This window comes from Vibrio neptunius (assembly GCF_000967495.1).
Lineage (GTDB): Bacteria > Pseudomonadota > Gammaproteobacteria > Enterobacterales > Vibrionaceae > Vibrio > Vibrio neptunius.
The window spans coordinates 14,136-33,252 of the sequence record NZ_JXXU01000056.1 but is presented as its reverse complement, the minus strand read 5'-3'; the positions used below and the strand labels follow the sequence as shown (position 1 = coordinate 33,252).

At 44.3% G+C, this 19,117-nt stretch carries 17 protein-coding genes; 5 read left to right on the top strand and 12 right to left on the bottom strand.

Annotated elements, in window-relative coordinates; genetic code table 11:
- Window positions 1-55: 55 nt before the first annotated feature.
- Window positions 56-1,072 carry a GGDEF domain-containing protein gene (locus TW84_RS19290; protein ID WP_045977257.1) on the bottom strand — a complete coding sequence of 339 codons (1,017 nt, stop codon included), beginning with the start codon at window positions 1,070-1,072 and terminating at the stop codon, window positions 56-58.
- A gap of 155 nt (window positions 1,073-1,227) precedes the next feature.
- Window positions 1,228-2,163, bottom strand: coding sequence for a chemotaxis protein (locus TW84_RS19285; protein WP_045977256.1), 936 nt, complete (start codon window positions 2,161-2,163; stop codon window positions 1,228-1,230).
- A gap of 195 nt (window positions 2,164-2,358) precedes the next feature.
- Here TW84_RS19285 and ppiC point away from each other — a divergent pair, with 195 nt between their 5' ends.
- Window positions 2,359-2,637 (top strand): peptidylprolyl isomerase PpiC, encoded by a 279-nt coding sequence (gene ppiC, locus TW84_RS19280; protein WP_045977255.1) that lies wholly within the window; start codon window positions 2,359-2,361, stop codon window positions 2,635-2,637.
- Window positions 2,638-2,675: 38 nt separating this feature from the next.
- Here the strand turns inward: ppiC and TW84_RS19275 are convergent, their stop codons facing one another.
- From TW84_RS19275 to TW84_RS19250, 6 genes are all read right to left on the bottom strand, one after another.
- Window positions 2,676-5,231, bottom strand: coding sequence for a glycosyl hydrolase family 18 protein (locus tag TW84_RS19275; protein WP_045977254.1), 2,556 nt, complete (start codon window positions 5,229-5,231; stop codon window positions 2,676-2,678).
- Between the two features lie 556 nt (window positions 5,232-5,787).
- The gene (locus TW84_RS19270; RefSeq protein ID WP_045977253.1) at window positions 5,788-6,546 is read right to left on the bottom strand and encodes an SDR family oxidoreductase; all 759 of its coding nucleotides are present in this window, start codon (window positions 6,544-6,546) and stop codon (window positions 5,788-5,790) included.
- A gap of 1 nt (window position 6,547) precedes the next feature.
- Window positions 6,548-7,501 (bottom strand): hypothetical protein, encoded by a 954-nt coding sequence (locus TW84_RS19265; RefSeq protein WP_045977252.1) that lies wholly within the window; start codon window positions 7,499-7,501, stop codon window positions 6,548-6,550.
- Window positions 7,502-7,507: 6 nt separating this feature from the next.
- The gene (locus TW84_RS19260; protein ID WP_045977251.1) at window positions 7,508-8,647 is read right to left on the bottom strand and encodes an ABC transporter substrate-binding protein; all 1,140 of its coding nucleotides are present in this window, start codon (window positions 8,645-8,647) and stop codon (window positions 7,508-7,510) included.
- Window positions 8,648-9,364: 717 nt separating this feature from the next.
- Window positions 9,365-10,369 (bottom strand): low-specificity L-threonine aldolase, encoded by a 1,005-nt coding sequence (gene ltaE, locus TW84_RS19255; protein WP_045977250.1) that lies wholly within the window; start codon window positions 10,367-10,369, stop codon window positions 9,365-9,367.
- Window positions 10,370-10,380: 11 nt separating this feature from the next.
- The gene (locus TW84_RS19250; protein ID WP_045977249.1) at window positions 10,381-10,905 is read right to left on the bottom strand and encodes an NUDIX hydrolase; all 525 of its coding nucleotides are present in this window, start codon (window positions 10,903-10,905) and stop codon (window positions 10,381-10,383) included.
- Between the two features lie 278 nt (window positions 10,906-11,183).
- On the opposite strand from TW84_RS19250, the gene TW84_RS19245 reads away from it, so the two are divergent.
- Both TW84_RS19245 and viaA read left to right on the top strand, forming a co-directional pair.
- Window positions 11,184-12,848, top strand: coding sequence for an ATPase RavA domain-containing protein (locus tag TW84_RS19245; RefSeq protein WP_045977248.1), 1,665 nt, complete (start codon window positions 11,184-11,186; stop codon window positions 12,846-12,848).
- An 11-nt stretch (window positions 12,849-12,859) separates the two neighbouring features.
- Complete coding sequence (gene viaA / locus TW84_RS19240) at window positions 12,860-14,305, top strand: ATPase RavA stimulator ViaA (RefSeq protein ID WP_045977247.1); 1,446 nt, start codon at window positions 12,860-12,862, stop codon at window positions 14,303-14,305.
- A gap of 62 nt (window positions 14,306-14,367) precedes the next feature.
- Here viaA and emrD read toward each other — a convergent pair whose 3' ends face one another.
- Both emrD and TW84_RS19230 read right to left on the bottom strand, forming a co-directional pair.
- Entirely contained in the window at window positions 14,368-15,573 is a 1,206-nt protein-coding gene (emrD, locus tag TW84_RS19235) for a multidrug efflux MFS transporter EmrD (protein ID WP_045977246.1), read from the bottom strand.
- Between the two features lie 210 nt (window positions 15,574-15,783).
- On the bottom strand, window positions 15,784-16,092 hold the full coding sequence (locus TW84_RS19230; protein ID WP_045977325.1) for a cysteine-rich CWC family protein: 309 nt from the start codon (window positions 16,090-16,092) through the stop codon (window positions 15,784-15,786).
- Window positions 16,093-16,232: 140 nt separating this feature from the next.
- On the opposite strand from TW84_RS19230, the gene TW84_RS19225 reads away from it, so the two are divergent.
- On the top strand, window positions 16,233-16,493 hold the full coding sequence (locus TW84_RS19225; protein WP_045977245.1) for a hypothetical protein: 261 nt from the start codon (window positions 16,233-16,235) through the stop codon (window positions 16,491-16,493).
- Here the strand turns inward: TW84_RS19225 and TW84_RS19220 are convergent.
- Window positions 16,486-17,409, bottom strand: a complete 924-nt coding sequence (locus TW84_RS19220; protein WP_205622499.1) for a DMT family transporter — start codon at window positions 17,407-17,409, stop codon at window positions 16,486-16,488. The genes TW84_RS19225 and TW84_RS19220 overlap by 8 nt on opposite strands.
- A gap of 143 nt (window positions 17,410-17,552) precedes the next feature.
- Between TW84_RS19220 and TW84_RS19215 the strand changes: the two genes are divergently transcribed.
- Complete coding sequence (locus TW84_RS19215; protein ID WP_045977244.1) at window positions 17,553-18,008, top strand: Lrp/AsnC family transcriptional regulator; 456 nt, start codon at window positions 17,553-17,555, stop codon at window positions 18,006-18,008.
- A gap of 1 nt (window position 18,009) precedes the next feature.
- Here TW84_RS19215 and TW84_RS19210 read toward each other — a convergent pair whose 3' ends face one another.
- On the bottom strand, window positions 18,010-19,059 hold the full coding sequence (locus TW84_RS19210; RefSeq protein WP_045977243.1) for a GGDEF domain-containing protein: 1,050 nt from the start codon (window positions 19,057-19,059) through the stop codon (window positions 18,010-18,012).
- Between the last annotated feature and the right edge of the window lie 58 nt (window positions 19,060-19,117).

Genomic DNA, 19,117 nt, shown 5'->3' with positions numbered 1-19,117 from the left:
AAGAGCCCCTCATTATGGGGCTCTATTTATTGGCGGTAAACGTATAGCAATGCGCTTACAACGGCATAACGCGGTTTCGACCCAATTGTTTCGCTTCGTAAAGGAGCTTATCGGCGCGCTCAATGATTGAGTTAGGCGTCTCACCCGCTTGCAGTTCTGCTACACCAAATGAGGCGGTAATATTCCCTACTGGCTTGCCCGAACGTCTGTCTTTAATCGACAGTTTTTCTACTGAACGGCGTAAACTCTCAGCAAATTGACGTGCAATTCTCAATGACTTGTTTGGCATAATCAATGCGAATTCTTCACCACCAAAGCGGTAGGCATGAGTACCGTCTCGGCTATTAGTCTGAAGACGTTTTGCGATACCTTTAATTACGGCATCGCCAAACAGATGGCCATAGGTGTCGTTGTAATTCTTGAAATGGTCAATATCGGCGAGGATCAGACAAATTTTCTGCTCGGATCGACACAAGGTGTCTAGGTCATTGTCGAATGAGCGACGATTATAGAGGCTTGTGAGCCCGTCAAACAAAGCATCTTGCTGGACTTCTGCCAGTTGTGTTTTGAGTCGTTGAATCTCTTCTGTTGCTGTCTCAAGCTGATTATTCAGAAAGTTGGTTGAGTGTCGTATCTCTTTAGATTCGTTGACCAATTGACGAATCACTTTCATCACCTCGTCGATAGACATGGATTGATCGTCTACTTTTTCAAGGTTTTGAAAACTTTTGTCAATGACTTGGGAAAAGTGTGACGTATCGGCGAGGGTGTCTGTCATTGATGAGGCGACTTGCCCCACTAACACTTCGATGTTTGCTCGCAGATCTCTAATGTCGGTCTCCGCTCTAGCCGCGACATAATTGTTATAGAGCTGTTCGCCCGCTGCTGGTGGACATATACCGTAATTCTCCAGAATAGTCTCAAGCTCACGGTTCATTTGAGGAATGGCATTTTCCACATAGGTATACCATAACGCATAATTGGCTGGCGTTGCGGCTACGTGGTTTTGCATCATAAGTGGGACAGCTTTCTTTAAGTTAGCGGTCGATTTTTTAAAATCGTCTTCTGTCATCTGATTATAAGAATTCTACGTTAACTATCGATTACGTTAAGATTAGCGGATTTACTCCTGAGATGCTTGAGTTAATGGCAATAAAATTGATTTATTTAATAAATTTGATGAACTTAGCTTAGCTAAGTTCATCAAATCATAGGTTCTAGTTACAGTTAAACCGCTACCTCAACACGCTCTGGTTTGGTTCCTGCTTCGAGCATAGCTGCGCCACGAAGCATCGCCTGTACTAAGTCACCCGCATTAAACTTCTCTAAGGCCTCATGGGCACCAACCTGACGAGCCCGGTCAACGCATATCTCACTTGATAGTGACGTGTGAAGAATAATGTAGGCGTTACTGAGCTGTTGGTCACTCTGGGTTTCAAACGCTAATTCATAGCCGTCCAACCCAGGCATTTCAATATCGCTGACGAGTAACTGAATCGGTTGGCCCCGTTCCGCTTCTTCTCTCATCAGTTCCAGGGCTTCAATGCCATTGTTTCGGATCTGATAGGCAATATTAATGCTATCGAGCGCATCGGCGAGCTGTTTTCTTGCTATCGAGGAATCATCGACAAGTAAAATGTTCAGTGCCTTGAGCCTTTCTCTTTCAATATCGGTCAGCATTGGAATCTTAGTCGACTCATATTGGGGGTAGATTTTTGATAGCAGGAGTTCGACATCTAGCATCTGAATAATCTGCTCATCGTATCTGGTGATGCCTGTAACGAAAACGTTTTTACCTGCTGACTGAGGAGAAGGCTCAATAGAGCGCCAGTCACATTCGATTATCTTTTCAATCGAACGTACCATGAAGGCGACAACGGTTCTTAAACAATCGGTGACGATTAGATAGCAAGAATCGTATTCTTCTGGCTGGATTGGCCTAAAGCCAATAGCGGCAGGCATATTAATCACTGGGATAGTTTTATCGCGAATAGTGACAGTGCCAATGACATGATGATGCGAATAGGGGATTTGAGTTGTCGGCTGATAAGGGACAATCTCACGAACCTTTAATGTACCAATCGCAAAGAGCTGTTCACTATGGGTCAGTGTGAACATCAACATGCCTTGAGACTGATTTGCTTTACTGATTGTTTTTGCCATGACGAGAGTTTCTCAAATTTGATACTTTTATAAACCGAGATGGTAACTGATCTGTAGATCTATTCAATTAAGATAGGTCAATTAAGCAAGATTATTTGGCAATTAGTATAGATATTTAGCAAATGGGATGGTGATCGTGTCGTAAATCGTTAAAATACGCGCCACTAGCTATGTCCTACACTTTGAGATTTTCATATGGCAAATACCGCAGCGGCTTTACACATTTTGGTCAAGCACAAAGAACAAGCTGAAGACATTATTAAACAGCTGAAGAAAGGGGCTAAGTTCCAAACATTGGCGAAAAAGTATTCGACTTGCCCTTCGGGAAAGAAAGGCGGTGATTTGGGAGAGTTTCGTCGAGGACAAATGGTTCCTGCATTCGACAAGGTTTGCTTTAGTGGCGAAACATTGGTCCCTCACTTGGTCAAGACAAAATTTGGCTGGCATGTTGTTAAGGTACTGTACCGCACTTAACCAAACACCCCGCAATAGCGGGGTGTTTGCTGTCTGGGTTAGAGTTTAGTCCAGGCGTCACCCCAAGCTGACCCAGTTCCCGGTGCATAGGCCCAAGCCACGCCCGAGCACCAACCAGAATATGGGAAAGGTTTACACTCGTAGTTACTTCCTGCATTAGTGACGCGGTCACCTGCTTGATATGGAGTACCTTCAACATATTGAGGGTATTGATCTGGATTACCCCCATCGTCCTTGGCTTTGACAAGAATTGATAGACGAGCTGTGTCTGAAGCTGTGCCATCAGAAACAGTCACCGAGACTGAAACATTGGTATCTTGCGCAAACTCAGGAGCAACAAAGCTTGCGCTTTGACCATTGTCAGTCAGTGCCACGTCTGAGGAAGACCAGCTATAGGTGAGAGTGTCACCGTCTGGATCAGAACTGCCAGAAGCATCTAACACAACTTGGTCACCAGCTTCCGCTTGAATCGGGCCATTAAGGTCAGCGGTAGGAGGGGTGTTATCGGGAACACTACCGAATAGCGCCTTTACGTTAACCATGTCGGTGGATGTGGCATTTTGATTGTCAGTGACCGTTAGTTTAAAGCTGTATGTTTCATTCGTGCCTGTGTCGGGAATGGCAACGCTAGCAACCGCTTTGTCTGCATCGCTGATGTTGAGGCGATTGCCAGCAATCTGTTCCCATTGATAGGAAATAAGGTTGCCGTCGTTGTCGTAAGATCCAGAACCATCAAGTTGTACGGTATGAGCGGAGTCGACGGTGATATCATCACCCGCATTAGCAACGGGGGCTTGATTGCCCGGCTCTCCACCTGCAAGTAGTCCACTTTGCATAGCATTGAGGATGTCGCCGTTATCTCCATCGATCTCCCATGAGAACAAGCCCGCAAATCCTTGAGTGCGCACATAGGCCGCTTTTTCCTCAACAGAGCGAGCATCGTCATAGGTGATGACTTCACCCGTGGACTCTTTGTATAGGTAAGGGGCCTTTGCAGTGGCATCGTAGAATGCTTCGACACCGGATTGACCAAGGTAATCGCTGACAATATCTTTATAGTCAATGACTCCTGGTTCCCAACTACCTGCAATCGGTCCGTTGCCTGTACCTGTGATTGGATTGGTAGGATCGGTCATGCTATCACGAGTGACTCCGCTCCAGCCTCGCCCATACATAGCGGCGCCGAGAACGATCTTGCTTGGCGACACACCTTGTTTAAGCAGTTCCTTGACACCGTTATCCGTGGTGTATTCTGGGCCGTCGTCAGGCGTCAAAGTTCCCTCACACTGAGCAGCAGAAATGTGTGACCCACAGTAAACCGCTGCCTGATGACCGAGATTGTTATCCCATGCGCCGTAGAAATCGTAAGTCATGACAAAGAGATAATCCATGTACTGCGTTGCGTCTGGGTAGTGGACGTCTTCAACTTTGTCCCAGCCTGCGCCAATGGCCGAAGTCAACTCGTATGTTCGGCCCGTTTCTGCGGATAGTTCATCCAGCATTTGGCGAAGCTCTCTCATTAAAGCAACGTAAGCTTTACCATCGTTATCTGGGTCGCCTAGATCTGGGTTAGCGCCAGTGCCGCCGGGGTACTCCCAGTCGATATCAACGCCGTCGTAGAATTTCCAAGTAAGCAGAAACTCTTTGACTGAGGCAACAAACGTGTCGCGATTCTTTTTGTCGGTGAAACCGAAGAAAGGATCGGAAAGTGTCCAACCACCGATAGAAGGAAGGATCTTCAAATCCGGATAACGCTGTTTGAGCGCCATCATCTGACCATATGTGCCTTTTATCGAGGAATCCCCAGTTCCAGGTAGGGAAGAGCCCAACGCCCCCCACTGGTCATGAACGACCACTTCATAGTCTTGTGAATCACCGCAGGCGAGTTGAAGTGCCCGTTGCGAGTTTGGATCGGTTAAAGACTGGTTGGGACCACAGATCGGTACGAAACCATAGATGATGTGTGTCAGATTATCGGCTGGGATGTTGTCAACGGTGAACTTGCGGTCATATTGGCTCCATTCGACAAAATAGCTACCGACAACTGTACCATTGGGCTGAGGAGGAAATGACTGATTATTGCTATCGATATTCATAACTAGTGGCGCCATGCCTGCACCATCGGTATCGATGACTGAAATTTTGTGTACTGGTGAAGTTGAACAGTCTCCGCTTGCATCACATATATTGACGGTCATGTCATATTGGCCAGCTTTATCTATTTGGACTTGAGTCTCGCCTGAGAACGCAGAATCTGTAGGGCCATTGATCGCTTCAGAAAAAATGACATCATTATTTAAACGCACTTGCCATTCCGTCGCGGGTGTTCCGCTGTTGTACCAAACATCCCACTCAACTGGGAAAGTAACCTGATCATGCCTAACCACGGTTTTTTTGTAAGACTGTTGGCCTGCCTCGCCGTTAATCTCAACAAAAGACTGGCTCTTAACACTGGTCATATTCCAGTCCAAAGCAGGCGCGGACGGGGCCGCTAATACGCTCGCGCTGATTGTACCTAGGCTGAGTGCTATTACTACAGACAAAGGTTTCACTATACCTATCTTGTTACACTGACGATGTTTATTTTTATCCATTATTTTTTCCTTTTATTAAACCCTATGTTTAAGCCTGAAATAATTCCAATAGAAATTTATTTAGCAGACTAATTTAATCTAGAAGGGGTTTTTAAATTGGGAAAAAGGAAGTTTTTCAATATGGAACGAAAGGTGGCGATTAATATTAATTCATAAATAATTGTTGGACAAAAAGATATTTACATGGCAATCAGGATTAGAATTAAAGCTCTATTAATAACGGCAATATTGTTAAAACTGGAGTATTTTTATTTTGACGTTTTTGTCGGAGTAGATATTCTAATGTGATCAACATAAATCCGTTTGTCTCATCATAATTTGCATGATGTGAATTGCTTTGAGCACTAGCATGGCGAGCTTAAACTGCGGACAGTATGATTTGATTAACGTTTGCTGACGATGAGCGACATAGTAAATGTTCATCGTCAGCAGGTAACATCACTCTAAAGTGACGTGATAAGGCTTACTATTTTGTCAAACTGACCTGAGATTCAGCAAGAAGGCTGCGCAATTCTCGCTGATTGGATAGGTAAGTAGTGGCAACACTCTCAGAGCCTCAATAAGCTTTATTGAAGCCGCCATCCAGAATGATGTTTTGACCAGTCATATGGTTAGAGATTGGACCAAGCAACGCCACGATACCATCAACCACATCTTTGATTGAAGCATACTTTTTGAGTGGAATGTTGGACACTTCATTCTCCATCAATGCTTCAAACGATAAATTTTGATCAAGCGCTTTTTGCTCCATCTTTTGCGTATAACTTTGAGTCATGACGCCCCCGAGAGAGAGTGTGTTCACCGATATGCCTTGTTCTGCTAATGACAACGCCATTGTTTTGGCTTGTCCTATCCAAGCGCTGCGCAAGCAATTATTGATCGAATAATGTGGCAGAGCCGCTTTGGAGCTGATGCCAGAAACGAAAACAATCGAAGCTCCTTGCTTCAACTTATCTTGCTCTACAATCTGACGGAGTAAACGTAGAGGCAAAATAAAATACTTATTGAAGTAGTCTTGCCATTTCTCATCGTCAGGAAACACTTCTCTGGAAGGTGGGATCCTTGGGATAAAAAACACCACACCATCAAACTTGTCTGCGCCTTTGATTGTTGAGGCGCATTCGTCGATGGAGTCGGCGCTGAAGAAATCAAGTGAGCTTGTCTGAACCGAATGTCGAAAATGAGTACTAGCGACGATGTCACTGAGTTTGCTTACGTTTCTAGCGGCCAAAAAAAGTTGATGTTCTTGGGCAAGTTCTGTGACCAAGTTAGAGGCGATGCCACCTGTCGCACAAGTGATAAGATAATTTTTCATACTAGGCGTTCTCTGTCGTAATTATATTGTTTACACAAGACTTCGATATGGGCAAACGATGCGTCTGACTTTTAATTGAAAATTCAATGTAATGCTCTCCGCCATCAATTTTAATAGATGCATTATTTTTAATTATACTTTCTCGCAATATTATAGAGCGGCTTAGACGAATAAAATCATCACTGAATGAATTTTCTAATTCAGTCAACGTACATCGTATTTTGTGTTTTATTCCATTGGTCATCAACACTTCACTATAGGGATGAGTATACTTAGCAAAGGCTATTTCATCACTGTATGCAAATAGCTTTCTATTACGTGAGATGATCTTATTAATATTGGTTATTCTATTCTTGAGAACTGAATTTTCTCGCTTGTATTCGTCAATATCGTCTTCATGTGATTGTATACCATCTTGTTCCTTGACGTAATGGTTTGCCCGATAGATATATAGGATGAGCAATATCGGCAGAGTAGACGATGCGATGAATAAAATAACATTCAGGCCGAGTTGCTGATATTCATTTTTGGAAAAGAAATACCAGTTAATGTGCCCAAGGTTTTTTTTGCCTATCATAAGTTCAGATACGCCAGCGTCGAGCTTATATTGTTGTTGGGTTAGCGACAGCAAAGTGTTGCCTCCAGAACAAACCGTTTTTTGCACTTCATCCTTGGTTGAGAAACTTTGTAAGTCCAGCTCAAGACAGACTCTAAACCAGTCAATCGATTCATAGGAATCGATAAGCAGTGACATTCTGTTTGTCAGAGCTTGATAATTGAATGTATATACATCGTCAATCACTGTTGGGGACTGGACCCAAGACTCTAACACCGAGACAAAACCAAATAATACTGAGTCAACCGCTTCATTGTGTGAAGGTTTAGACCAATAGAAAACTGAATTACATAAGATGACGACTAGACAGCATAGTGCTGCTTTTAACTTAATGCTCATTGTTATTTAATCTGTCAACTTTGATAAATATCGAACTCGATTATCCTGAACGGAGAAAAGATACAGTGGCTTTTTGCTGTAACCTGCGGCGTCAAAAGTCAAAGGCTCTCCATCCATTACTGTCTCAAACTTCAATTGTTTGAGTGATTCAATGAGATCTTGAGGGCTAGGCTGCGGTTTTGAATCGTACCCAGCGATTAAAAAATTAAATAGATCGTAGGTATATGTAGTCAAAAAAGTGGCTTGGTTTTGTGAGCAAAAAGTATTGGAAATACTGTTTAGAGCGCTTCGATTATCTGATTTAGGGATACCATCCCAGTTTTTAACGAAATACAAGTTAATGTTAGGGCTTGTGGTTCCAATGGTTTGGAAAAACTCTTTTCTTGCCCCTACTGAGTCAGTGCCCAATATCGTGAATGATTTACCACTGTCTTTCATTGCATTGTATAGAACGGCAATATTAGGGTTGTATAACGGTGCAAAGACGACGGCGTTGTTAGGTAATGCACCCACAATGTCATCCGCATTACTCATGCTGTAATCGTACTTCTTAAATTTGATTGGTTCACTATGGGCAGTGAGTTGTTTGATGAACGCGAGAGCGCTTTGTTTAGAATACTGTCTTGAGTTATCAATCAACACATGAGCAGTCTTAGTGGGATAATGGCTAAGGTAATAGTCACTAAGCAGCTTAATCTGATGTTTATTACTTGGCATTATTGATAAACCCATAGAAGGGTCCTTGATAACACTCTTCGCTGTTGCTGATGTCACGAATGCAATGTCATGTTGATTGAGTATACGGGCTGCGATTTCCGCTTCATGCGACACTAATGGCAGCAAGGCGACATCGATACCTTGGTCGACTAAGCTATGTGCAGCTAAAGCACTGCCGTGAGCAGTCCTATCGTTCGAGACAAACGTAAATTCAACATTTCTTCTAGAGGCAGACACTTCGTCTGTAAGGGCATTCAGTACACACAGTTTCTCTTTATTTGAGGTACTGGTGGTGTTCGTCAACTTGCCGACCATGATACCTACCTTAAGCGTTTCAGATGCTTGAACTCTGTCTGAGCTCAACATGCCAATAGTGAACAACAAGAGGGCAAGTGCAAAAGCCTGTGAAATGAGGTTGTGGTTAACCAAAAGTAACTCCTAGGTGCCTTGTTTTCATTAACAAATATTCAAAGGTATGAATAATATAACGTTATGAAAACAATGGTTTTTTATATTTTTTATTGTAAATTTACGCACTTTTCATTAACAAAAGCGACGGACTAATATTGTTTTATGCATTGGAAAAAGACAAGGTATATATAGACATATATGAGTTGTGGTTGTGATGTTGGTTCCACATTCTATCTATGGCTTTCGATGATGGATAAATTAGATACAAATTATCAATCTGTTACCGCCTTATGTTTAGCTAGATAGATATTAACTATAAATGTTTTCTGGGGTTTACCTTTGGTTGAAAGGTGAACTTGTTCTCGGTGGAGTACGCAATACACTCTCTAACAACGGCTACTTGTGCAGGACTAACTTTTGATGAATTAATCAGAGTAAAAAACCTTGTAGAATCAGGTTAATTGCTAGGTAAAAAAACATGATGTTTACCCGAAACGCATCATAAAATGCGCCCAAACTAAACGAAAATAACGACAATATAGGGTGTTGGTATGCCTAACCAACTTAAAGCAGAATAGGCTCATGCAATGGACAAATAAGGAGGGAGCCTTATCTCAGAAAACAACTGAACTGATGGTATTATGCGGCAAGCACATCGAGAGTATGAGTACTCTTCGATGCTGAGAAAAGCCAGTCGCTATAGTGACTGGCTTCTAAACTGGGAGAGACAAAAAATTACAGATACATTCTGAGTTTTTCGACCAGCAACTTGATGTCAGATTCAGAGATATCTTTGTGAGTGACGAAGCGTATTGGATTGCCCGGAGAAATGATAATGCCGTCTTCGCTTAACTTAGTGGCAATGGCATGGATATCTACATTGTCGTCTAGCTTAGCAAAGACAATATTAGTCTCAACGAAATCTGGGTTGATCTGGAAACCTTCAAGTTGACTCAATTTGACCGCTAATAGCTTAGCGTTAGCATGGTCTACTTTTAATTGTTCGACTTGTTCGGTTAACGCAAGCTTACCTGCGGCGGCAAGAATGCCAGCCTGACGCATACCACCGCCGAGCATTTTGCGTAAGCGGCGTGCTTTAGCGATATACGCTTTACTGCCAAGTAGCAAAGAACCGATGGGAGCAGAAAGGCCTTTTGACAAACAGATTGTCATTGAGTCAAAGTGCTTGGCTATTTTTCGAATATCCACATCAAGCGCGACCGCTGCATTATATGCGCGGGCTCCGTCTAGGTGGAGTGCGAGGCCGTGTTGATCAACAAATTCGCGGGCTTGCGCGAGGTAAGACAAGGGCAGCACTTTGCCATTAATGGTGTTTTCCAAACTCAGTAACTTAGTGCGAGCAAAATGGCTATCATCCGGTTTGATGGCCGCCTTTAGTTTGTTGAAATCAAGGGTACCATCAGGATTGTTTTCAATAGGTTGTGGTTGAATGGAGCCCAACACCGCAGCGCCACCAGCCTCGTATTTGTAGTTGTGAGCTTGCTGTCCACACAAGTACTCGTCGCCTCGCTCACAATGTGCCATCAAACCAAGTAGGTTTGCCTGAGTTCCTGATGTGGTAAAAAGAGCTGCTTCAAACCCATGGCGTTCTGCTGCCCATGCTTCTAGCTCATTGACGGTCGGGTCATCACCATAGACGTCATCGCCAACTGGCGCATCAGCCATGGCTTGTCTCATTGCAGGGGTCGGTTTGGTGACGGTATCCGAGCGGAAATCCATGTGCTTTTCTCCTATATGTATCCGCATAACTTTGCTTTACTTAAACATGCGATCGTTTTGGCATCAGTGATCTCACCTTCGACAATCTTTTGTTCGATATCGTGTAATGATAGCGATACAACTTCAATCACTTCATCATCGTCACATGCAAACTTAGACACGTTTGTCAGCCCTTTTGCAACGAACAAGTATTGAATTTCATCGCAGAATCCAGCCAAAGGTGTGACTTGCCCAAGAGATATCATGGTTTCAGCACTGTATCCAGTTTCTTCTGCGAGTTCCCTTACTGCGCAAAGCTCAATCGGCTCGTTGCTTTCTAATGTACCTGCAGGCAGTTCAAGTAACCATTTTTTCAGAGAAGGGCGGTATTGGTTGATAAGAACGATATCTCCATTATTTGCGATTGGCAGAATAACGGCAGCGCCTGGATGAGAGATCGTCGTGTGAGTGATGGTTTTACCATTCGGCAATGTGGTTTGCTCTTCCTGAAGGTAGATGCCTTTCCATGTATGTAGAATATTCAAAGGAGTGTCCATAATAGTCTTTTTTTAATGACTCATTTCTTAGATGCAGGCTTACATTACAGTCTACATATAGTGAATAAAAGGTTAATAAATTATTTGACTCAAATATGAGACACTATCCCAGTGACTCAGGTCTCAAATTTGCAAACATTGATTTCAATCAGTTACGTCAAAATGGCTTCTGGTATAAAGATGGCCCCAAACTAAAGAAAACGCACTTGTAACAAAGTGATAACAAATGTATAAAAATATATATATTACATTTCTGGTTGAAGTCAGAGGAGCTCAGAATGATCAGCCCTACCAGAGTCTCCCATTCGCAACAAGCGTTGCTCTCTGAACGAATAAATAAATTAGCTCGCGCCTTGTCTGACGGTGTTTACGAGCGTGAAGATACCATCAAAATGTGCTTACTCGCTGCTTTAGCGGGTGAAAGTGTTTTTCTATTAGGTCCACCAGGTATCGCAAAAAGCCTTATCGCAAAGCGACTTATACAAGCTTTCGACAACTCCTCCTATTTTGAATACTTGATGACTCGTTTTTCAACACCTGAAGAAGTGTTCGGACCTCTGAGCATTCAAGAACTTAAGGACAATGGTCGCTACTTACGCTTGACAGAAGGGTATTTGCCGACGGCGCAAGTTGTGTTTTTAGATGAGATTTGGAAAGCGGGTCCTGCAATCCTTAATACCTTATTGACGGTTGTTAATGAAAAGACCTTCAAGAATGGCAGTGATGTAGAACGTGTTCCCATGCGTCTACTGGTCTCTGCTTCAAATGAGCTGCCGGATGAAGACAGTGGTCTGGAGGCGCTCTATGATCGAATGCTAGTGCGTATTTTTGTCAATCGAATTCAGAACAAGCAAAACTTTAAGTCGATGCTGACCGTAGGCACACCGCAGGAAGCACAGATCCCAGAAGGATTAGCCATAACCGATGAGGAGTATCACTTATGGCAATCGGAGCTTGAAAAACTCGAACTCAGTGATCAGGTATTCGAAAAGCTTTATCAACTTAAACAAATGTTAGAAGAATCGGCAGCCCAAGGGGCAGGCGTCCATGCTCCTGATACCGATATGTATGTTTCCGACCGTCGTTGGAAAAAGGCAGTTAAACTGCTCAAAGCCAGTGCCTATTTTAACGGCCGTGATAGTGTCAACCCACTTGATCTACTGCTTTTGCAAGATTGTTTATGGAACAGTCCGGAATCTCGAGAAGTCGTCCACCAAGTGATTAAGGAGTTTGCACTCAAGCACGCCTTTGATCAGCAAGACGTTGAACAGCAAATCCGTTTATGTCGAGAAGAACTGGACGAAGTTCAGGAAGAGCTAGAGTCTGAGTTTGGTATCATGCTATCAATGGAATCGACAACGGGGCTACTCAAAAAACAAATTCATAGCTATGACGTCTCAGATGCAAAGCGTTACGAAGTCGGTAGTGCCTTTGATCTAGTTAAGCTGGTACTGCTGCAAAGTAACATGTCAGTATCAGAATCCGAGAAAGGCGACAGTCGCTGGGTTTATGTACCGAAGAACGAATTAGAGCGGATTATAAAAGAAGGCCATGGAGATGTTTACGGATACGTCAATCAGAACACCAATCTGTGCCGACTGCGCTTTGATATCGATGCCGCGAACAATTTAGTCATTAAGGATATTGCCAATCGTGCTGTGTTAGTTTCGGTTGTAACCGAGAAAGGTTTGGATGAGGGCCTCTATCAAAACTGGCTGACCAAATCTGAGCAAGCGATGGCGCAGCTCGAACACGCTGAACATCATATGCTCAAAGTGCGTTCAAACTTTCATGGTGCCTTACCCCACAGCTTTATTGATCAGGACCTACCTCGTGCAATGGAGGCAAGCCTGCAGCACATTCAGCAGGTTCTTGAATCAACCAAAACAGAGTGTGAGCGCACAGTGTTCCGTTTCAAAAACCTCAATCAATTCTTCTCGTAAAGGGGGACTGGATGTTAGGCGCTGATGGACTCAACCTCGCATTAATGATTGCTGATTCCGGCATTATTGACACAGCAGTCAACGATCTGATGGCACGCTCTCAGGTAATGGCCATCACTGAAAACAGAGGAATGAAAACGAAAGTTAAAAACCATCTGTTGAAGTGGCGTGGTGGCGTCAAGAAACGCATTACCAAGGTATGCGAAACGGAGCGTTTCCAACAGGAGTTAGCGCTGTATCAGGAAGTCATCCATTGGGATGAAGCCACGTTCTTTGAAAAGATCCCCGATGTGATCAAGAAGCTTGAATGGCATTCCGCATTTTATCTTCAAGCTCGTCGGCTTATGGATAAAAACAAAGGGTTAAACAACCCAATGTTTCCTCATTACTTTTGTGATCAGTGGTATCAAAGTCTTTCTGATGCCATTCGTCAGGCACAGGTCAGTGAGCTCGAAGCGAGTAAAGAAAAAGTCCTAAAAGACCTTTACCAGCGCATGGAAACCATGAAGAACATGGCCAAAGTAACGGAAGAGGGAGATGAGAGCAGCGTTGGCCGTTTGTGGGATATGGCTTCAGCAAAACTCAGTCGAACCGACTTGTCCGTGATGAAACGCCATGCTGAGTTTTTGAAAAAGAATCAGGGCCTTCAGGAAATCGCTGAAAAATTAGGCCGAATGGCGAGTCAGGTAGATGATCCCGAGTTAAATCGAGCGCCTACTGAAGAGCTGCAAATGGTCGAGGAAAAATCGGATGAAGCAACCGATGATATCGTTGGTATTCATGAAAGTGATGATCTGAACAAGCTGCTACCCAACGAAACCTTGTTTCTGGCTTACCCTGAACTGGAAGTTGTGTTTTACAAACACCTCGTCGACAAGCGGTTAATGAATTATCGGATGCAGGGTAAATCACGAACGCTGCGTAAAGTGAAAGCACATAAGCCAGATAACAAGCAGGTCGATGTCGAAAAAGGCCCGTTTATTGTGTGTGTTGATGCTTCTGGTTCCATGAGTGGTTTTCCTGAGCAATGTGCCAAAGCGATGGCTTACGCATTAATGCAAATCGCCTTGGCAGAAGATCGTGATTGCTTTGTGATTTTATTCTCCACCGAGCAAATCACCTACGAGCTGACGCGACAAGACGGTTTACGAGAAGCCAGTGATTTCCTTACTTACAGCTTCCATGGTGGTACGGATTTGGAGCCAGTATTGATAAAGTCAATCGATTTGATGCGTGGTGACAGATACAAAAATGCGGACATGGTTGTGATCTCTGATTTCATTGCGCCTAAACAATCCGATGAGATGCAAGAGAAAGTCGCTGAGCTGAAAAAGAACAAGAATCGCTTTCACGCAATTAGCCTTTCTAAATACGGCAATCCTCAACTGATGTCTATGTTCGATCATAGCTGGGCTTATCACCCCAATCTGGTCGGTCGGATCATGAAAAAATGGTAAGGTTAGGCTTGACCAAGTCAGAGCAAATAAAAAGGAGCGGTGAAGCTCCTTTTTTACACTGGTTAGACGGCTAAAGGCATTTCATTGGAAGGATCGTGCTTGTGATAGACACGAATCAGTCCGAGCAAAGCGAGCAAAGACATGAGCAACATGAGCCCACCCACAGGCATCTGATCATGCGAAGGGATGATCGAAGCTGCCAGTGTGGCTAAACCTGCACCTAAATTTTGCATGCCACCCAGAACGGCTCCTCCGGTTCCAGCATGGTATGGGAAAGGTGACAAAGCCCCTGTGGTTGCGGCGGGGAATAAAACGCCGGCCCCCAAAAAGTAGATCGTTGCCCCGCCAACTAAGGTTAACGCAGAGGTTTGTCCCATTAGCCCGGGCACAAGCACAATCAGTGAACCCAGAACGGCAGCCAGCAAACCAAACATCATCGCGACTTTCTCACTTCTCTTAGAGGCAATCACGCTAGATAGGCCAGCGCCGACCAGATACCCAGGAATAGGTAAGACAAACAACATACTGACAGTTGTTGCGGGTAGCTTTAATACGCCCCCAAGTAAAACGCCTGCAGCGGCTTCAAAAATGGCCACACCGGAAAATGTGGCTACCAGACACACTAAGTAACCTTGAAATCTTTTGTTAGAGAGTACAAAACCATAGCGACTTAAAGCCGATTCATGGCGTCGACTCGCTTTAGGCAAGGTTTCTTCGAATCGGGTCATCATAGTGATCGCCACAGCGATGCTAAACAACGCCAAGAACATATAGCTAGAGCGCCAGCCCATGGTTTCGGTGAAGTAGCCCCCCAAGACTGGAGCGAGTAAAGGTGAAAAAATCACACACATACTAATTAGGCTGTTCACTTTGTGCAGTTCGCTGCCACTAAACACATCACGGGTTAAGGTTCTGCACATCGCGCCGCCGCTACCAATGCCCAACCCTTGAATGAAGCTACCAGCGAGGAACCATTCAAACTGATGAGCAAATAGGGCAACGATGGTACCGATAATATAGATAAGCAAACCGGCAATGATAATAGGTTTTCGTCCAAATCGATCTGAAAGCGGTCCATAGGCAAACTGAGAGATACCATAAGGTATCAGGTAGCACGCCATTACCGCTTGAAGTGCCGCAGGAGACACCAAAAATTCATCAGCCATATGGCCGATAGAGGGGACATACATCGTTTGCGTCATTTGCCCTACTGCGGTCAGAATCGCAATTAAGAATATCAGTTTAATAACTTGAGATGATGCAGACATTTCCTGAAATACCTAAATTCAAAGTGCAAAAAGCCACAGGTATTGCTTAAAGCAATCCTAATAAAATAAAGAGAACGACTAGTTTAGGCGGAGAATCTTAGTGCTTGGCAGGAAAGGGTGCAATAAAAAAGTGTGATCTGGAACAAGATTAATTTCTATGATTTGGATTAGTAAAACTAATCCAAATCTAGTATTCATTGGAGTGATGGTTTATGCGATTGGCAAGTGGTTGAGACACTTTCGGCACAGACAAGCATCACTGGAAACAGCGCAAGACATATCCCGTTTTTCTAGGGAAAAACACCAACAAGTGTCTTTGCCGGCGCTGATGTCGCACTGGGCTGGCTCACCACAAGAAGGGCAGCGATGGCTTGCGACGCTTCCTTGAAGGGCCTCCATAATGGTGTCTCTTTCATCATCTGAAAGATGGCGCCAGTTGACGATTTCATCAATGGTTCGATGGCAACCGCTACATATTCCACCATTATTTTTGCATGCAGCGATACAGGGCGTTTTCAAAATGGTCATCCACGCAAATAAATTTCGCTGCAGACTATACCGGACTCTGGGTACAACAACAAAAAATCAGTTGTATTTGATAATGATTCCTATTATTGTTTATTAAAAATCATAATTAATATTAAAAAGTAGTCTTGCTGATGATTTCTTCACTTGCAGCTTCACTCTTCATCGTCGGGTTAGGCATTAAAATTCGAGTTTCTCGCTTACAAATTGGAGTCTGGTTGCTGTTTACACTCATACTGGAACAATTTGTGAGTAATATGGCACTGCATGTACTAGTTTCCATGTTCATCGCTTCTCCTTTTCTGATCAAAATGGAGAACAAAGCCCTTGCACGACAGATCTACGTTCTGTGTGTTCTTGTTCCCAGCTTAACGCTTATCCCTAGGCTCATTTAAATTTAGGTGGCTGATAAAGCAAAGAGGTATCTTTTCTCATAAAGATATTGCTGGCCACCAAACTTCCAATACAAACCAACCCGAGAGCAAACCATCCAAGTTGTGTCGGCTGCTCGTTAAATACTGGTATCGCCAGCAAAGTCGCAATGGCAGGCGTGGCTGCGCCGAACGCTGCCGTGCGCTCTGCGCCGAGTACTGATATCGCATGTAAGTAGGTGAATGCGGCGACAAGACCAGCGCCTACACCTTGTAGGGTAATGTGACCCATGAGCTCTTTCCATGGCCATTCAGCGGCACGGGTAGTGAGTAAGTGACTGTCGAGTGTGCCAGTTATAATCAGCACCAACAGTGCCAGTGTTGAAAGTAATGAGATTATTCCCGCAGCAACAAGTGGGTTAAGGTTAGAAACACGCGCACAAATGGTGAACGTCGCCCACATCAGACTGCCCAATAAAAACAGCATGTAACCACTGAGTAAGTCACTATCAGACTGGCCAAACCCTTGGTAGAGAAAGACCGCTATCCCACTGATGACGAGCGCTAATCCCAATAGGCGATGTGAACTCAAAGGTTGCTTGAAAAGCAGTATTGCAATACCAGAGACGAACAAGGGCAGCGTCCCTGGGATCAGCGCACTTCCGTCTGAGACAGGGGCAAGCCGCATACCTGTGCCTGCGACCAGCAAGTAGGGCAAACCACATCCGACAAACATACCAATGAGGTAACGCTTAGGGACTTTTTTAATGAGCTCCTTTGACTTAAACACCAGAGGGAGTAGCACGATACAAGGGATGAGAAATCGTGCTAAGGCGATATCTGCGGTAGTCAGTTCCGAATGTGCACCACCACGGAGTGAAAGAAAAAAGCCAGACCAAAGAAGCAGTGTGGCAGCCATTGCCAAGTAACCTGAGATCATAACGTTATTCGTCTATTCATTGAGTGTCAGTAATTATGAGTCGTTTCTGGAGACCAAATATGGCAAAGTTAACCAATGAAAATGGAAATGTTGGCTGAATAAGCTAATTATTTTATAAAAATTGCTATATAGAGGCTCAATCCATGGATAGAATCGATCAACACATCTTGATGTTGCTACAAAAAGATGCCCGTCAGTCGACCGCCGATATCGCCGACAAAGTCGGTTTGTCACCTTCCCCTTGCGCTAGAAGAATTAAACGACTTGAAGAAGAGGGCGTGATCGCCAGTTATCGCGCAAGTTTAAGTAAAGATAAGGTTGGGGTCGGGATGACGGTGTTTGTTGAGGTCAGTCTAAGTAACCATCAAGCCTCCTCTATTGATGATTTTGAGCAAGCCGTTCAGGAAATGGAAGAAGTGGTGAGTTGCCACGTTGTGTCTGGGGCTTATGATTATCTTCTAGAAGTTGTCAGCCATGATCTGGCTGGGTATGAAGCGTTCACACGTAGCATTCAGCGCTTAGAGAATGTTAAGGACATCCATACGCATTTAGCAATTCGACAGGTCAAAGAATCCAGACAACTCCCTATCTTCAACTAATTCAGCGTATGGCGCGCTGATAGCGACTCTGACTCTGATTGTCGACAAGGTCTGGCTGGGAATACAGTGAAACCCGATCGCGCCCGAGACTTTTTGATTGGTACAGCGCAATGTCGGCGCGTTTGACCCAGTCTTCGATCGTTTCCAACGGTTTGGACTCAGCCACACCAACACTGAGGGTCACTTTGGCATGTTGCGGATAAGCGTGTTCTTTGACGGCGCGGTTGATTGCTTGCATTGAAGACTCAACAGCATATTGATCGGCTTGAGGGAACAACAAAAGGAATTCATCGCCTCCCAAACGAAACAATAGGGTAGAGTGCTCGGTCTGGCTGTCAATAATGCCGACTACCTCAGTGATGACTTGGTCACCCACATCGTGCCCATAGAGATCATTAGTCGCTTTAAATTTGTCGATATCAATCAGGGCGATTGACGAGGTGTTATAGAGCTGGTGAATGTTCTCAAGTGAGCTCTGCAGTTGGTGTCGGTTGTAAGCGCCCGTCATAGGATCTCTTACCGACAAGTAGCGAAGCTCTTTTTGTAGCTGTCTGACCGCTTTGACAACCACATGGACAATGACTGCTGTCGCGAGAAGCGAGAACGCATAGCGAGAGGTTTCGGACAATTCCTGATGAGGCAATACGGCGATAGTGGAACCTAGGCACACCACAATATTCGCAATCATGGCAATGCGAGCAGGCAAGAGAAACACAATGCTAATGATGATGGGGAACACCCAATAGGTGGCCAAGGTGCCAAAAATGTTGACCGCCATAATGGTTGAAGTTACCAGAAGAGCCAGAGGGATAAGATGGCCGAACAGACCGGCCTTGTTGTAAATGATGGCAGCGATCTCGAGAAGCAAGGTGATCTCAAACGCCAAAAGCACAGCACCGAGTAGAACCTCGCCAATAAGAAGGTTCTTAATGCCGAGTGGGACGAAGAAAACTAAAGTGATCAAGGCGATAAATTTCAGAACCTGCTGCTGCTGTCTGAAATCGAGGATCGTGTCCCCATGTCGGCTTTGAAGCGTCCTTTTTTTCACCATGCAACACCTTTGACCTTTTCTGCAATATAAAAAATAGGCTCAAAGTGTTGCTAAATCA

What these genes read in the sequence shown, in the direction of transcription:
- TW84_RS19290 (WP_045977257.1), bottom strand. Translation starts at nt 1,072, where the DNA reads ATGACAGAAGACGATTTTAAAAAATCGACCGCTAACTTAAAGAAAGCT.
- TW84_RS19285 (WP_045977256.1), bottom strand. Translation starts at nt 2,163, where the DNA reads ATGGCAAAAACAATCAGTAAAGCAAATCAGTCTCAAGGCATGTTGATG.
- ppiC (WP_045977255.1), top strand. Translation starts at nt 2,359, where the DNA reads ATGGCAAATACCGCAGCGGCTTTACACATTTTGGTCAAGCACAAAGAA.
- TW84_RS19275 (WP_045977254.1), bottom strand. Translation starts at nt 5,231, where the DNA reads ATGGATAAAAATAAACATCGTCAGTGTAACAAGATAGGTATAGTGAAA.
- TW84_RS19270 (WP_045977253.1), bottom strand. Translation starts at nt 6,546, where the DNA reads ATGAAAAATTATCTTATCACTTGTGCGACAGGTGGCATCGCCTCTAAC.
- TW84_RS19265 (WP_045977252.1), bottom strand. Translation starts at nt 7,501, where the DNA reads ATGAGCATTAAGTTAAAAGCAGCACTATGCTGTCTAGTCGTCATCTTA.
- ltaE (WP_045977250.1), bottom strand. Translation starts at nt 10,369, where the DNA reads ATGGATTTCCGCTCGGATACCGTCACCAAACCGACCCCTGCAATGAGA.
- TW84_RS19250 (WP_045977249.1), bottom strand. Translation starts at nt 10,905, where the DNA reads ATGGACACTCCTTTGAATATTCTACATACATGGAAAGGCATCTACCTT.
- TW84_RS19245 (WP_045977248.1), top strand. Translation starts at nt 11,184, where the DNA reads ATGATCAGCCCTACCAGAGTCTCCCATTCGCAACAAGCGTTGCTCTCT.
- viaA (WP_045977247.1), top strand. Translation starts at nt 12,860, where the DNA reads ATGTTAGGCGCTGATGGACTCAACCTCGCATTAATGATTGCTGATTCC.
- emrD (WP_045977246.1), bottom strand. Translation starts at nt 15,573, where the DNA reads ATGTCTGCATCATCTCAAGTTATTAAACTGATATTCTTAATTGCGATT.
- TW84_RS19225 (WP_045977245.1), top strand. Translation starts at nt 16,233, where the DNA reads ATGATTTCTTCACTTGCAGCTTCACTCTTCATCGTCGGGTTAGGCATT.
- TW84_RS19220 (WP_205622499.1), bottom strand. Translation starts at nt 17,409, where the DNA reads ATGATCTCAGGTTACTTGGCAATGGCTGCCACACTGCTTCTTTGGTCT.
- TW84_RS19215 (WP_045977244.1), top strand. Translation starts at nt 17,553, where the DNA reads ATGGATAGAATCGATCAACACATCTTGATGTTGCTACAAAAAGATGCC.
- TW84_RS19210 (WP_045977243.1), bottom strand. Translation starts at nt 19,059, where the DNA reads ATGGTGAAAAAAAGGACGCTTCAAAGCCGACATGGGGACACGATCCTC.